The organism is Streptomyces venezuelae, assembly GCF_008642275.1.
In the GTDB taxonomy this organism is placed as follows: Bacteria; Actinomycetota; Actinomycetes; order Streptomycetales; family Streptomycetaceae; genus Streptomyces; species Streptomyces venezuelae_E.
The window spans coordinates 5,661,193-5,674,466 of sequence record NZ_CP029189.1 but is presented as its reverse complement, the minus strand read 5'-3'; the positions used below and the strand labels follow the sequence as shown (position 1 = coordinate 5,674,466).

14 protein-coding genes are annotated in these 13,274 nt (G+C 71.4%); 11 read left to right on the top strand and 3 right to left on the bottom strand.

Features of this window, described 5'->3' with window-relative positions; translation table 11 throughout:
- Positions 1 to 55 precede the first annotated feature (55 nt).
- The 3 genes from DEJ51_RS25315 to DEJ51_RS25305 are packed head-to-tail and all read left to right on the top strand — an operon-like array spanning position 56 to position 1,937.
- Positions 56 to 262 (top strand): MbtH family protein, encoded by a 207-nt coding sequence (locus DEJ51_RS25315; RefSeq protein ID WP_150259915.1) that lies wholly within the window; start codon positions 56 to 58, stop codon positions 260 to 262.
- Between the two features lie 4 nt (positions 263 to 266).
- On the top strand, positions 267 to 1,220 hold the full coding sequence (locus DEJ51_RS25310) for an ATP-binding cassette domain-containing protein (protein ID WP_150259914.1): 954 nt from the start codon (positions 267 to 269) through the stop codon (positions 1,218 to 1,220).
- A 3-nt stretch (positions 1,221 to 1,223) separates the two neighbouring features.
- Positions 1,224 to 1,937 (top strand): 4'-phosphopantetheinyl transferase family protein, encoded by a 714-nt coding sequence (locus DEJ51_RS25305; protein ID WP_150259913.1) that lies wholly within the window; start codon positions 1,224 to 1,226, stop codon positions 1,935 to 1,937.
- 13 nt (positions 1,938 to 1,950) lie between these two features.
- Here DEJ51_RS25305 and DEJ51_RS25300 read toward each other — a convergent pair whose 3' ends face one another.
- Complete coding sequence (locus DEJ51_RS25300) at positions 1,951 to 2,661, bottom strand: AfsR/SARP family transcriptional regulator (RefSeq protein ID WP_263411714.1); 711 nt, start codon at positions 2,659 to 2,661, stop codon at positions 1,951 to 1,953.
- A gap of 533 nt (positions 2,662 to 3,194) precedes the next feature.
- Complete coding sequence (locus tag DEJ51_RS25295; protein ID WP_190620617.1) at positions 3,195 to 4,238, bottom strand: ornithine cyclodeaminase; 1,044 nt, start codon at positions 4,236 to 4,238, stop codon at positions 3,195 to 3,197.
- A 458-nt stretch (positions 4,239 to 4,696) separates the two neighbouring features.
- Between DEJ51_RS25295 and DEJ51_RS25290 the strand changes: the two genes are divergently transcribed.
- The 7 genes from DEJ51_RS25290 to DEJ51_RS25260 all read left to right on the top strand — a co-directional run bounded on the left by DEJ51_RS25290 (position 4,697) and on the right by DEJ51_RS25260 (position 11,343).
- Positions 4,697 to 5,626, top strand: coding sequence for a 3-oxoacyl-[acyl-carrier-protein] synthase III C-terminal domain-containing protein (locus tag DEJ51_RS25290; RefSeq protein ID WP_150259910.1), 930 nt, complete (start codon positions 4,697 to 4,699; stop codon positions 5,624 to 5,626).
- 27 nt (positions 5,627 to 5,653) lie between these two features.
- A complete protein-coding gene (locus DEJ51_RS25285) occupies positions 5,654 to 7,051 on the top strand; it encodes an ATP-grasp domain-containing protein (RefSeq protein WP_150259909.1) in 1,398 nt (465 codons plus the stop codon).
- Positions 7,052 to 7,065: 14 nt separating this feature from the next.
- Positions 7,066 to 8,355, top strand: coding sequence for a diaminopimelate decarboxylase (gene lysA, locus DEJ51_RS25280; RefSeq protein WP_150259908.1), 1,290 nt, complete (start codon positions 7,066 to 7,068; stop codon positions 8,353 to 8,355).
- 63 nt (positions 8,356 to 8,418) lie between these two features.
- A complete protein-coding gene (locus tag DEJ51_RS25275) occupies positions 8,419 to 8,691 on the top strand; it encodes a phosphopantetheine-binding protein (RefSeq protein ID WP_150259907.1) in 273 nt (90 codons plus the stop codon).
- A gap of 68 nt (positions 8,692 to 8,759) precedes the next feature.
- Entirely contained in the window at positions 8,760 to 9,569 is an 810-nt protein-coding gene (locus DEJ51_RS25270) for a hypothetical protein (protein ID WP_150259906.1), read from the top strand.
- Positions 9,566 to 10,198, top strand: coding sequence for a hypothetical protein (locus tag DEJ51_RS25265; RefSeq protein ID WP_223835960.1), 633 nt, complete (start codon positions 9,566 to 9,568; stop codon positions 10,196 to 10,198). The genes DEJ51_RS25270 and DEJ51_RS25265 overlap by 4 nt, the downstream gene beginning before the upstream one ends.
- Positions 10,195 to 11,343, top strand: coding sequence for an acyl-CoA dehydrogenase family protein (locus DEJ51_RS25260; protein ID WP_150259905.1), 1,149 nt, complete (start codon positions 10,195 to 10,197; stop codon positions 11,341 to 11,343). Before DEJ51_RS25265 ends, DEJ51_RS25260 begins: the two co-directional genes overlap by 4 nt.
- A gap of 35 nt (positions 11,344 to 11,378) precedes the next feature.
- Here DEJ51_RS25260 and DEJ51_RS25255 read toward each other — a convergent pair whose 3' ends face one another.
- A complete protein-coding gene (locus tag DEJ51_RS25255; protein ID WP_150259904.1) occupies positions 11,379 to 12,026 on the bottom strand; it encodes a response regulator transcription factor in 648 nt (215 codons plus the stop codon).
- A 266-nt stretch (positions 12,027 to 12,292) separates the two neighbouring features.
- On the opposite strand from DEJ51_RS25255, the gene sbnA reads away from it, so the two are divergent.
- Positions 12,293 to 13,273: a 2,3-diaminopropionate biosynthesis protein SbnA gene (gene sbnA / locus DEJ51_RS25250; RefSeq protein WP_150259903.1), complete on the top strand. Its 981-nt coding sequence runs from the start codon at positions 12,293 to 12,295 to the stop codon at positions 13,271 to 13,273.
- Position 13,274: the final 1 nt, after the last annotated feature.

The following is a 13,274-nucleotide window of genomic DNA, read 5'->3' as shown; positions in this document are numbered from 1 at the left end:
ATCAAGCATAGTGGTAAAGGAAGTTGACCATGACGAACAGACAGGACGAACGCAGATGAGCAACCCATTCGACGATCCTGAAGGCACCTTCCACGTGCTGGTCAACGACGAGAACCAGCACAGTCTGTGGCCGTCCTTCGCCGAAGTCCCCGCGGGCTGGCGTCCGGTGCTGAGCGACGCCTCCCGCGAGGACGCCGTGCGCTACGTGGAGGAGAACTGGACCGACCTTCGCCCGCTGAGCCTCGTCGAGCACGGGGCCTGATCCCGTGGCGGCTCACGCGCCGACGGCGATCGAGGCCGAGGGCCTCCGCAAGAACTACAAGGACCAGCAGGTCCTCAAGGGGATCGACCTCCACGTCCCCGCGGGCACCGTGCTCGGGCTCCTCGGGCCCAACGGAGCCGGCAAGACGACGACCGTCCGCATCCTCAGCACCCTGCTGCGGGGCGACGGCGGGCGGGCCACGGTGTGCGGCTTCGACGTGTCGAAGGACCCCCGTGAGGTGCGCCGGAGGATCGGGCTCTCGGGCCAGTACGCCGCCGTGGACGAGGAACTGTCCGGGCGGGAGAACCTGGTCCTGCTCGGCCGGCTGCTCCACCTCGGCGCCCCTGCCGCCCGCGCCAGGGCCGAGGAGATGCTGTCCCGCTTCCACCTGGGCGACGCGGGCGACAAGCCGCTGCGGGAGTACTCGGGCGGCATGCGGCGCAGGCTGGACCTGGCGAGCACCCTGGTGGGCAGCCCGGAGGTCATCTTCCTGGACGAGCCGACGACCGGTCTCGACCCCAAGAGCCGCCTGGACCTGTGGGCCGTCGTACGGGAGCTCGTGGCGGAGGGCGTCACGGTCCTGCTGACCACGCAGTACCTCGAAGAGGCCGACGAGCTGGCCGACCGCATCGCGGTGATCGACCGGGGGACGGTGGTCGCCGAGGGATCTGCGGACGAGCTCAAGCGCAAGGTCGGCGAGGAACGCCTGGAGATCACCGTAGCCGATCCCGCGGACCTTCCCGCGGCCCTGACCGCGCTGAGCGGGGCACTGGTCGGAGAGCTGACCCGGGACGACCACAAGGGTGTCCTCGGCGTCCGGCTCAAGGACGGGCTGGCCGGCATCGCCAGTGCCGCGGCCGCGCTGCACCAGGCGGGCATCCCGGTGTCCGACTTCGCCCAGCGGCGGCCTTCGCTGGACGAGGTGTTCCTGACCCTGACCGGCCAGCAGGCGGCGTAGCACATGCCGGAGCGGGCAGCGGTCGCGTGCCTCGTGCTGTGGGCGCCGGCGCTCGACCGGGCCGAGCTCCGCGGGCTCATGTCGGCCGAGGAGAGGGCCCGGTACGAGCGGTTCGCGGAGCCCTTCGACCGGGCCCGGTTCGCCACGGCGCGGGCCCTGGTCCGGACCGCGATGGGCCGCGCCACCGGCGTCGCCCCGGACCTCGTACGGTTCGACCGGCGCTGCCGGTACTGCGGCGGCCCGCACGGCAAGCCGCGGGTCCCCGGCACGGCGGTGAGGTTCTCGCTCTCCCACTCCGGCGGACGCGTGGTGCTGGCCCTCGCCGAGCACGCGGAGCCGGGGGTCGACGTGGAACGGATCTCCGCGCGGCAGATCGGGCGGCTGGCGCCGCGCGTGCTGTCCGCCCGGGAGCTGCGCGATCTGGAGGCCGTGCCGCCAGCGGACCGGCCGGCGGCCTACCACGTGTACTGGACGCGCAAGGAGGCGGTCCTCAAGGCCGTCGGCCGGGGGCTCTCGTCCTCCTTGCGCGGCATCACCGTGTCCGGGCCGGACCGTCCGGCGGAACTGACGGAGTGGAAAGCCGATTTCGGTCCGCCGGCCATCGCCATGTCCGATCTGCGGCCGGGCCCCGGATACGCGGCGGCCCTCGCCGTCGAGACCTCCGGGCCGATCGACCTGACCGAGCGGCACCTCGACGATCCGCTGGAGGTGCCCTGATGGTCCGGGACCGTTACCGGTCGGCGAACACCATGCCCGTGTCGATCGCGGGATCCTGCATGAGGATGGCCTCCTGGATCCGTCTCATCCGCTTTCTGGGCTCCAGGCCCAGTTCGGTGTTCAGCCAGGCGCGGACCCGCTGGAACACGGCCAGCGCGTCGCCCTGCCGGCCCACGCGGTACAGCGCGAGCATCAACAGCTCGGACATCCGCTCCCGCTCGGGGTGTTCACATGCCAGCTGTTCCAGGGCGCTGACGACGGCCGCCTCCCTGCCGATGCTGAGCCTCGCCTCGTAGAGGTCCTCCAGCGCGCCCAGCCGGCGTCCGGCCAGGCGGTTCGCGTGGGCGATGCAGGTGAGTCCGCCCGCGACGTCGGCGAGCGCCTGGCCGCGCCAGAGACGGAGCGCCTCGTCCAGGAGCCGCGCCGCCTCGTGGGGCGAGTCGTGCAGGAGTGCGGAGCCGCGGGCGGCCAGGTCGTCGAACCGGTGCGCGTCGACGGCGTCCCGGGAGAGGTCGAGGAGGTAGCTGTTGGCCGAGGTCCGCACCAGGAGGTTGCCGGGCACACCGGTCATGTCCTCCAGGGAGGTCCGGAGCCGGCGCATGTTGGCCTGGAGCGCGTTCTTCGGGTTCTTGGAGTCCTGGTCGGTGGCCAGCTCCTCCATCAGGAGGTCGACCGAGACGACCTCTCCGGGCGTGAAGGCCAGAACCGCCAGGAGTGTTCGCACGCGGTTCGCCCCCAGGCTACGCGTTTGATTCCCCACCGTGACCTGCGTCGATCCGAGCAGCTCTATCGAAAGTCGCACATCTACCGGCCGGTAAGTTATCACTGATCCCCGTCCCACAGTTTCGATCACCAAATGGTCGATGTTCATTCCCAATTCCGGAACGCGCCTGGGGCGGGCTCCGGAGGGAATCCGGGGGATTCACCGAGGGGAAGGTGATGCTGCGAGATGCACGAAACCGCAAGGTCGTACGCAAGAAGTCCCCCCGGACACCGCTTGCGCCGGGAACGGCTGCCGGACTTCATCGCGTCTGGCCAGTCGCGATATGTCCGTTCCAGTTCCCACGCCTCAATTCCCCCGGCCTGCAACCTAACACGCCCAACACGCGTGCGACTTCCCGCATTTGAGTAAACAATCACCTTGCTTGAATCCACTCCCCCGTTTGGCCGAAAACCGTCAGAAGCGCGGGATGTTCCCTCGCCATGCGGGCCGGCCCGCCCCGGGGGACGCCCTCGAACGGGCGCCCCCCGGCGGCATCACAGCAGGTCGAGCCGCTGCCCCACGCCCAGTTCCAGCGCCGTGCGGTGGACCGCGTCGATCAGCCCGACGTCCAGGATGGACATGCCGAACGGGTTGCTCACCACATAGCCGTCCGTCGGCCGGATGGCCGGAACCTGACCGAGGAGCACCTGGCCCAGCGTGCCCTCGACGGACCGGCCCGCACCGCGTCCGGGAGCACCCTCCGTGCCCGGCCGGGTCACCTTCCCCTCCTGGAGCAGACTGCCGAGGATCCGCCGCGGGTTCTCCTCGATCAGGTCGAGGTCGTCCCCGTAGACGGCCTGCGCCCCGAGGAAGACCTCCTCGGTCAGGTCGCCGAGGGAGACGTGCGCGACGAAGCTCCCCGGAGCGAACAGGGCCGCACGCAGGTACGGTTCGCTGCTCGTGGTCAGCGTGACCGTGACGGGCGTGGCGGCGATGGCCTCGGCCGCCGTGGCCGCGACCGTGACCTCCAGCTGCGGGTGCTCCTCGCGCGCCCAGGCGACCAGCTCTGCCGCGCGTGCGGCGGACAGGTCGAAGACGACCACCGTGCGCACCTCCGGGAAGGCGCCCACGAGCAGGTCCAGGTGCGCCCGGGCCAGGGCGCCCGTGCCGATGAGGGTGATGCCGTCCCAGGTCTGCGGGCCGACCGTCCGCAGGCTCACCATCGTGTACGCCGCGGTACGGACGGCGCTCAGGTAGCCGGCCTCCGCCATCAGCTTGGGGCGGGCGGTCTCGGGGTCGAAGACGAAGCTCAGACCGCCGGCCCGCTCGATGCCCTTGGAGGGGTTGTTCACCGCGGCGTTGATGAGCTTCATGCCGTAGACCGGTCCCTCCTCCCGGTGCAGGGCGCCCAGCATCGCGATGGCGCGGCTGTAGGCACCGTCGCCGTTGGTCCAGGGCAGGTAGCCCTCGGCCGGTATCTCGGCGCGCCCGGCGGCCTGGATCCGCAGGACGTCCGCGGCGACCTCGACCGGGTCCAGCTTGTCCAGGCAGGCGCGTACGGCCGGCCGGCTGAGAAAGAGCAGGCTCTCCTGGGACATGGGTTTCCTCACCTCTGAGAATTGCGAATGGGCTCCGGCGCTGTGACACGGCTGCGGCGAGGGCCGGTCGCCGGACGACCGGCCGGCAGACCCGCCCTGATGGACCGGGCCCGAAATCGCGGAGTGCACACGGACCCGGGCTGCGCCAAGCGGAGAGCTGTCGCAGAGTAGCCGACCATCTCCCGTTGTCAGTAGGGGAGTTCGTGTGAACATCCCGTGGCGGTGCCGCAGCACGCCCCGCGGAAAGCGTCTGATCCCAGCCGGTCGTTTCCCGTCAGCGCTCGGTCAGCAGCGTGTCAATTCGGCCCACTAACTTGATCAGCGTCCCCTGGAGCTCAAGGCCCGGGGATCAGGTGTGCGCGGGGATCGCACGGCCGGTTGGGACAACGGTGATCCGCATTCAGCGCTTCGCGCCGGACCTGTTCTTCCATGACTGCGCTGAGAGGAGCCGGCCAGCCGTGACCTCACTGACCGAAGTATCAGCCCACTGGCCCACCCGGGTTTCCATCACGAGCCGCCAGGAGGCCCTGGGCCTCACCGACACGGAACTGCGCCGCTACGGGCGGGGCTTCGGCCTGTCGGAGATCTGCTGGGACGACACGGAGTCCGAGACCGAGAGCCTGCTGGCCGCCGTCCAGAAGCTGTCCCTGCTGCGGGGCCAGGAGGACCGGGTCCGCTACGTGATCCGGCCCCGGACCCAGCGGTTCACCTCGCCCTACCCGCTGAGCCCGCTGCACGAGGTCCGCCGCGAGGCCGGCCTGCGCCACGCCAAGACCTTCGCCCTGACCGAACAGGCCTGTGCCTCGGGCCTGCTCGCCGTCGACGTGGCGGGCATGCTCCTCGCGGAGGAGGAGGACCCCGACGCGCTGGCCCTGGTCCTGGTCGGGGAGAAGGCGCACGGCCGGATCTCACAGGTCCTCGGCGGCATGGGCATCACCGGTGAGGGAACCGCGGCGGTGCTGGTCTCCGCCCACGGCACCGGCGACCGGGTCCTGGGCTTCGCCACGAGGACCGTGTCGGTGGGCGACCCCGGCCTGGTCATGCCGGACGAGGCCTTCGTCCGCTTCCGGGAGATGTACGCCGACGTCCTCATGGAGGTCGTGGGCAGCGCGCTGGAACAGGCCTCCCTCACGGCCGAGGACATCAGCCTGGTGCTCCCGCACAACGTCAACCGGATCGCCTGGGTCAGGCTCAGCGACCGGCTCGGCGTACCCGTGGAGCGGATCTTCCTGGACAACATCCCGAAGACCGGGCACTGCTTCGGCGCGGACCCCTTCATCAACTACGCGACCGTGACCGAACTCGGCCGGCTCAGCCCCGGCGACCGCTACCTCATGGTCTCGGTCGGGCTCGGAGCGAGCTTCGCCGCGATGGTCCTGGAGCACTGACGTGAACGCACGAGAGAGAGGCCTGCGGTGACCGGCACGGAATTCAACCGGCGACTCAAGACCGCGGTGGCCGGCGGCCCCTCGGGCTCCCTGGTCTTCCTGGGCAACTTCGAGGTCGAGGAGCAGTGGGCCCGCGGTGAGACCGGGCTGCCCCGGGTCTCCTCCGCGGGCAACACCGCCGTGGTCAACCGCATGGACGAGTTCGCGCTGCTGCTCGGCGACGCCGACGACCACGTCGTCCTGAAGACCGAGCCCGACCCCGGCTACCTGGCCTACCTGCGCGAGCTGGGCCTCGGCCTCCCCACCGTTCACGTGGTGCGGGGCCAGGACCCCGGGAACACCGTCACCCAGGACGCCCTGGCCGACTCCCGGCTGCTGGCCGTCCTGGCCGAGCTCGGCGCACAGGGCGCCCTGTTGTCCCCGCACGGAGTCTCGGAGTGGGAGGAGGACCTCGCCGGGAAGGCGGGCATCGCCCTCGCCGCGCCCTCCGCCGACCTGTGCAAGTCGGTCAACAGCAAGGTCTACAGCCGCCGCGTCGCCGACGAGCTGGGACTGCGCCAGCCGCGCGGCTGGGCCTGCGAGACCCTCGACGAACTGCGCACCGCCGTCGCCGCCGCGGCCCACCTGCTCGACGCGGGCGCCACGGTCCTGGTCAAGGAGGCCTTCGGGGTCTCCGGCAAGGGCATCGCCGAGATCGAGAGCACCCGCCGGCTGGAGCGGCTGGAGCGCATGGTCATGAAATCGGCGCGGAAGTCGGGCACGGAGGGCATCGCCTTCGTCCTTGAGGAGAAGGTGGCCAAGACCACCGACCTGAACTACCAGTTCACCATCGCGCGAGACGGTTCCGTGCGCCTCGACTTCGTCAAGGAGGCCCTCACCGAGGGCGGCGTGCACAAGGGGCACCGCTTCCCTCCGCGCCTGACGGCGGAGCAGCACGAGGTGATCGACCGGACCGCCGGGCTCCTCGGCCGCCGGCTCGCCGACGACGGCTTCTTCGGCGTGGTCGGCGTGGACGCCATGCTCGACCCCGACGGCGGGGTGTACCCCGTCATCGAGATCAACGCCCGCAACAACATGTCGACGTACCAGGCCCGGCTGCAGGAGGAGCTGCTCGGCGAGGGCCAGCTGGCCCTCGCCCGCCACTACTCCCTGGTCCTCGACCACGCACTGCCCTTCGACACCCTGCGGCGCGTGCTCGACGGTCTGCTCCTGGACCGTCCGGGCGGCAGCGGGCTGGTCGTCAACAACTACGCCACCGTCAACGCCGGTGCGGGCTCCGGCAGCCCGTTCAACGGCCGTCTCTACGGCCTGATCACGGGCGACTCCGCCGAGCAGCTCGCCGCGCTGGACGCGGCCGTCACGGAGCGGCTCGGACCGGGCGGCGCACTCGACGCCTCCCGGGTCCAGGACACCGCCCGGTCCTAGTGGAAAGGTCACACATGTCAGTCGAACCGACCGAGTTCCGGGTGCAGGGACTCGGGATCACCGACCTCGCCGCCGAGTTCGGCACGCCCCTGTACCTCTACGACGGCGAGGCCCTGCGCTCGCGGATCACCGCCCTGCGCGAGCTGCTGCACCCTCGCCTGGAGATCTTCTACTCCCTCAAGTCCAACCCCAACGTCTCGGTCTGCGCACTGCTCCACGCGCACGGCGCCCGGGCGGAGGTCTCCTCGATGGCCGAGCTGCTCACCGCCCGCAAGGCCGGCGTGCAGCCCCGCGACATCATGTTCCTAGGTCCGGGCAAGAGCCGTGCCGAGCTGACGGAGTGCCTCACCCAGGGCATCTACGCGATCATCTGCGAGTCGCTCCCCGAGCTGGACCTGATCGAGGAACTCGCCGCGGAGCTCGGCGTGGTGGCCCCGGTGGCCCTGCGCGTGAACCCCAGCTTCGCGGTCAAGGGCTCCGGCCTGACCATGGGCGGCAAGCCGCGCCAGTTCGGCATCGACGAGGCCCAGCTCCTCGCCGCCGGACCGCTCGGCAAGGAGTTCGAGCACGTCCGGCTCATGGGCGTACAGGCGTACATGGGCACGCGCATCCTCAGCGAGGACGCGATCGTGGAGAACACCCGCCGCATCCTCGAACTGGCCGGGCGCATCGCGGACCACCACGCCTTCGGGCTGGAGATGGTCGACGTCGGCGGAGGCCTGGGCGTCTCCTACTTCGAGGGCGAGCGCGACCTGGACCTCGGGGTGCTGGCCGGGGCCGTCAACCCGGTCCTGGACGCCTTCGCACGGAGCCACCCGCAGACCCGGCTGATCATGGAGCTGGGCCGCTACCTGGTGGCCGAGAGCGGGACGTACGTGACCCGCGTGCGCTACACGAAGACCTCGCTCGGCGAGAACTTCGCCGTCGCGGACGGCGGCACCAACCACCACATGGCCGCCGTGGGCATCGGTTCCTTCGTCAAACGCAACTTCCCCATCCGGGTGCTCAACCGCTACGCCGAGCCCGCCACGGAGACCTGGAACATCACCGGTCCCCTGTGCACGCCCAACGACACCCTGGGCAAGAAGGTCAGCCTCCCGCCCCTGCGCGAGGGCGACCTCATCGGCGTAGAGCGTTCGGGGGCGTACGGGCCGACCGCCTCGCCCGTGAACTTCCTGAGCCACGGCTACCCGGCCGAGGTGCTCGTCAACGACGGCCGCGCGCACCTGGTGCGCTCGGCCGACAGCGCCGAGGACCTCCTCGCCAAGCAGCACCTGATCGATCTGCCGCAGGCCGCGTCCTAGCCCTGCCGGCCCCCTCCGCCTTCCCCGAACACCGTACCGACGCCGCGAAAGGGCGCTATCCACATGACCGAGATCATCGAGACCACGGCCGGCCCGCAGGTCATCAACGCGATCACCCAGGCCCTCGAAGCCGTCCTCCAGCGCGACCTGGGCGACCTCGCCCCCGACACGGAGCTCTTCGGAACCCTGGGTCTGGACTCGACCGGCGTGCTCGACCTGCTGCTGCGCCTGGAGGAGCTGCTCGACGGGGAGTTCGACACCGACGAGCTGGAGATGAGCCACTTCGCCACGGTGCGCTCGCTCGCCGACTTCATCACCACCGAGCTCGGCCGCTGATCATGCCCCTCGCAGCCGCGCCGTCGGCCGGTGCCGGGTCACCTCCCGCCCCTTCCACGGGGCTCGCGGTGACCCGGGCCGTCCACCGGAACTTCGACGCCGGAGTCACCGCGCTCGGCCAGGACGCCGACCGGCAGTTCTTCCCCACCCACACCGGGCACGCCGGGATGGTCCTCCACGAGGAGCTCCTCGACACCGCGGTGGGCAACACCTTCGAGGACATGGGCGCCGCGCTCCTCGCCGAACTGGGCGAGCAGCCCGAGACCGACCTCGTGATCCTGGCCTACTCGACACCGGATCTCCTGCCGACCGTGCTGACCGCGCCCACCCTGACGGAGCGCCTGCCCGGCCGTCCGCTGCTCCTCGCGGTCGCCGACCAGGGGCCGACGGCCCCGTTCAGCACGCTCGCTCTCGCCCGGAGCTACGCCCGCCGGTACGGGTTCCGGCGGGTTCTGGTCCTCGCCTTCGACCAGCACCTCATGCCGTACGACGTGCCCCGATCCGGGCCGCGCGGCCTGGCCGGGGACGGCGCGGTCGCCCTGGTCCTGGAGGCGTCCGGCGACAACTGCCGGGTGCGTCAGGCCTGCGGGCTGGGTCCGCAGGAGGTGCCCGGGCGGCTGGCCGAGCTGATCCGGGAACTCGACCCCGAGGGGACTGCCGACGTGGTGGCGGGTCCCGGGATCGATCCGGCCTGGGAGCTGCCGGCGGGCTCGGGCCCGGTGCGGCGGACGCCGCGGGGCTACCCCTGCACGTCCGTGCTGGGCGCGCTGGCCGAGCGGCTGCCGGCGGCCGGCGGGGGCGCGTCGCTGCTCGTCGAATACGACCCGGTCCTGGGCGACCTGTCGCTCTGCAGGGTCGATCCGGTGGCGGCCGCATGACCGCGACGGAGCACGGAGCGGTGTCCGTCGCCGCTGCGCCGGCGCCGTCCGTCCAGGACGTGGCGCGCGGGGAAGGCCTCGCGCCGGCCCTGCGCCTGCTCCTGGGCGGGCGGGGTGCCGGGCAGGCGCCCCGCGGGCGGACCGGCTTCGCCCTGCTCCCCGAGGACTGGGCGGCGGACCGCGTCGTCCTGCGCCGCTACGGGCTGCCCGGCGGCCCGGTCGTGGTCGTCCACGAGCCGCCGGCCGCCCCGGCCGACGCGGGTGGCGCCGTAGACGGGACGGACCTGCTGCGGCTCCGGCTCGGCGTCGCCGAGGGCCTGCGCGACGCGTGCGTCGCGCACCTGGCCGACCGGCCCAGCGGTGAGAGCACCGTCCTGATGCAGCAGATGGTCAAGGGGCAGCTGGCGGAAGCGCTCGCGCACCAGCTGGAGCTGTCCGCCCTGCTGGACTCCGGTGTCCCGGTGCGGGGGCCGCTCCTGCGGAGCGTGCACGGCCAGATCACCCGCAACGGGCGGGCGCTGCTGCGGCTGCTGGGCGCCCGCGGCTATCTCGCGGACGGGCCGGGAGCGGTGGCCGAGGCCTCCGAACTGCTGGCCGACGTCCACGGCCCCGCGAAGGAGGACCGGTGAGCGTACTGGACGGCCGGCTGACCGCCCTGCGCGGACAGGCCCGCGAATGGGCGGCCGACTTCCGGGCGGCCGCGCTGGAGCTGGACCGGGATCCGGGGCTGGTCGCGGACCACCTCGATCTGCCGGGAGTGCGCTGCCTGAGCACCTTCGGGGTACCCCCCGCGTTCCAGGTGGACCCGCCGACCGTGGGCCCGTACCGGTTCGACGGCACGAACGGCCTGGAACGGGCCGTGGTCCTGGAGGAGTTCGCCGCCGGTGACATCGGCATGACCCTGGCCGCGCCGGGGCCGTCCATGTCGGGTGTCCTCGTCGCGAAGCTCGGCGACCAGGAGCAGCAGGAGTGGTTCTTCGGCCGGATGACCGCCGCCCCGACCTGGACCTGCTTCGCACTGACCGAGCCCGAACGGGGATCGGACGCCTCCGCGCTCAGCACCGCCCTGCGCGAGGAGGACGGTGAGCTGCGGCTGACCGGTGCGAAGCGGTACGTCGGAAACGCCGCCCGCGCCCGGTACGCGGCCGTGTTCGCCCGGACCCGGCCCGGCCCGCTCGGGGTGACGGCCGTCCTGCTGGACACGGAGGCCGAGGGCTACCACGCGGAGCCGCTGGACAGCCTGGGGATCCGCGGCGCCCAGATCGGGGCGGTCACCCTGAACGGGGTGCGCGTCGACCGCGACCGCGTCCTCGGCCGGCACCTGTCGCCGGCCCGGCGCGGCATCTGGGCGTCCCTGCAGGTCTTCAACGAGCTGCGGCCCTCGGTCGCGGCCCTCGCCCTGGGCATCGCGGGCGCGGCCCACGCCTACGTACGGGAGCACTACGCCGGGGCGCTGGGCGAGGACCGGGACCGCATCGAGGTGCTGGGCGGGCGGATCGCCGCCACCAGGGCCCTGGTGCACCGGGCGGCGGCGGCCGTGGACGCGACCGGAGACGGGTACCTCGCCTCCGCGGCGAAGGCCCGGGCCTGCGCGCTGGCGGAGGAGACGACGCTGGCCGCCTGCGACCTGCTCGGCCCCGCCGCCCGCCTGTCCCATCCGCTCCTGGACAAACTGGTCCGCGACGCGCGGGGAGTCGAATTCATGGAGGGGACCCGCAACATCCAGCACCTCAACCTGTTCCAGGGGATGCGGTCCGGGAGGGTCGGGGCGTGAACGCCCCGGGCGCCGCGCGCGGCCCGCGCGGCGGGTCAGGTCCGGTTCAGGTACGTCAGCACGGCCATGACCCGGCGGTTGTCGTCCTTCGACGGCGGCAGGTCCAGCTTGGCCAGGATGCTGTTGACGTGCTTGGCCACGGCCTTCTCCGTGATCACCATCGCGGTCGCGACGGCCGCGTTGGAGCGGCCCTCGGCCATGTACCCGAGGACCTCGCGTTCGCGGTCGGTCAGCCGGGAGATCTGCTGGTCCTGGGAGTTGTGGCTCATCATCCGGGACACCACGTCCGGGTCCATGACCGTTCCTCCCGCGGCGACCTGCTGCAGGGCCTCGATGAACTGGGCGCTGTTGAAGACCCGGTCCTTGAGCAGGTAGCCGACGCCGCCCTCACCGTCGGCGAGGAGTTCCTGCGCGTAGAGCTGGTCGACGTACTGCGACAGCAGGAGTGAGGGCTGGCCGGGCCGCCGGCGCCGGGCTTCGAGGACGGCCCGCAGCCCCTCGTCGGTGTGCGTGGGGGGCATCCGGATGTCGACGAGTGCGACGTCCGGCTCGTGTTCGGCGAGTGCCCGGGTGAGTTCGGGTCCGGTGCCCACCGCGGCCACGATCTCGAATTCGTTCAGCTCCAATAGCCGCGTCAGTCCTTCGCGGAGCAGGAACTGGTCCTCTGCGAGTACCAGACGCATGTCATATCCCCCAGTAATCCCCGTCAGCCCCGGCCCGGTCGGGGCGGGGCCTTCGGGCCACAAGCTAGCAATGCCCGGTTGCGACGGGCAAGGCGCAACAAACGGTCAGCGCCTGGTCAACCGAATGTCAGCGGCGTTTGACAAGCTTTCGGAGTCCGCCGCCGGAAGGGCATTTGACCACCCATGGCCGATGAAGACATCTCAGCAGCAGGCGAGCCGGCCTGGTTCACGACCTCCGCCGGACACATCGACGTGGAGAGTGTCCCATTCAAGTCATATCTGCCCCGTATGAATTCAATGCCGACGACCTCTACGTCGACCTTGAATCCGTTGTCGGCGAACGTCTGATCCTGAAGTGCGAGGGATTCAATTTCGCCGGATCCGTCAAGCTCAAAGCGGCTCACGCGATGGTGGCCGCCGCGGAACGCGCGGGTGAACTCCGCCCGGGCTCGACCATCGTGGAGAGCTCCTCGGGGAACCTCGGCGTGGCGCTGAGCATCGTCGCCTGCAGCCGGGGTTACCGCTTCGTCTGCGTCACCGACTCCCGCTGCACCCTCGCCGCCCGCCAGCTGATGCAGCTGCTGGGCAGCGAGGTGCACGTGGTCACCGAGCCGCATCCGGTGGACGGTCTGCTCGGGGCCCGCATCCAGCGGGTCCGTGAACTGTGCGCGGAGACGGCCGACTCCGTGTGGCTCAACCAGTACGCGAACCCGAACAACTGGATGGCCCACTACCAGCTGACCGGACCGGAGATCCTCAAGGCCTTCCCCGACCTCGGCGTCCTGTTCGTCGGTGCCGGCACCACCGGGACGCTCATGGGATGCGCGCGCTACATGCGGGAGCACAAGCCGTCCGTACGGATCGTCGCGATCGACGCCGTCGGATCCGTCACCTTCGGCGGGCCCCCGCAGACCCGCATGATCCCCGGCCTCGGCACGGGCGTGCGGCCCCAACTGCTCGACGAGTCCTACGTGGACGACGTGGTCGTCGTCCCGGAGGTCGAGACCATCCGGTCCTGCCGGCAGCTGGCCCGGCGCGGCTTCCTGTTCGGCGGCTCCACCGGGACCGTCGTCAGCGGGGCCACCGCCTGGCTCGGCGAGCACCCCCTCGCGGCGGGCGTCTCGGCCGTGGCCATCGCCCCCGACCTGGGCGAGCGCTACCTGGACACCGTCTACCAGGACCAGTGGGTGAGCGACCTCTTCGGTCCCGAAGTCCTCCAGGAGGCGGTGGCGGCCGAGCACCTCTGAA

Coding starts and splice junctions, on each gene's coding strand:
- DEJ51_RS25315 (WP_150259915.1), top strand. CDS start 56: ATGAGCAACCCATTCGACGATCCTGAAGGCACCTTCCACGTGCTGGTC.
- DEJ51_RS25305 (WP_150259913.1), top strand. CDS start 1,224: ATGCCGGAGCGGGCAGCGGTCGCGTGCCTCGTGCTGTGGGCGCCGGCG.
- DEJ51_RS25295 (WP_190620617.1), bottom strand. CDS start 4,238: ATGTCCCAGGAGAGCCTGCTCTTTCTCAGCCGGCCGGCCGTACGCGCC.
- lysA (WP_150259908.1), top strand. CDS start 7,066: ATGTCAGTCGAACCGACCGAGTTCCGGGTGCAGGGACTCGGGATCACC.
- DEJ51_RS25275 (WP_150259907.1), top strand. CDS start 8,419: ATGACCGAGATCATCGAGACCACGGCCGGCCCGCAGGTCATCAACGCG.
- DEJ51_RS25265 (WP_223835960.1), top strand. CDS start 9,566: ATGACCGCGACGGAGCACGGAGCGGTGTCCGTCGCCGCTGCGCCGGCG.
- DEJ51_RS25255 (WP_150259904.1), bottom strand. CDS start 12,026: ATGCGTCTGGTACTCGCAGAGGACCAGTTCCTGCTCCGCGAAGGACTG.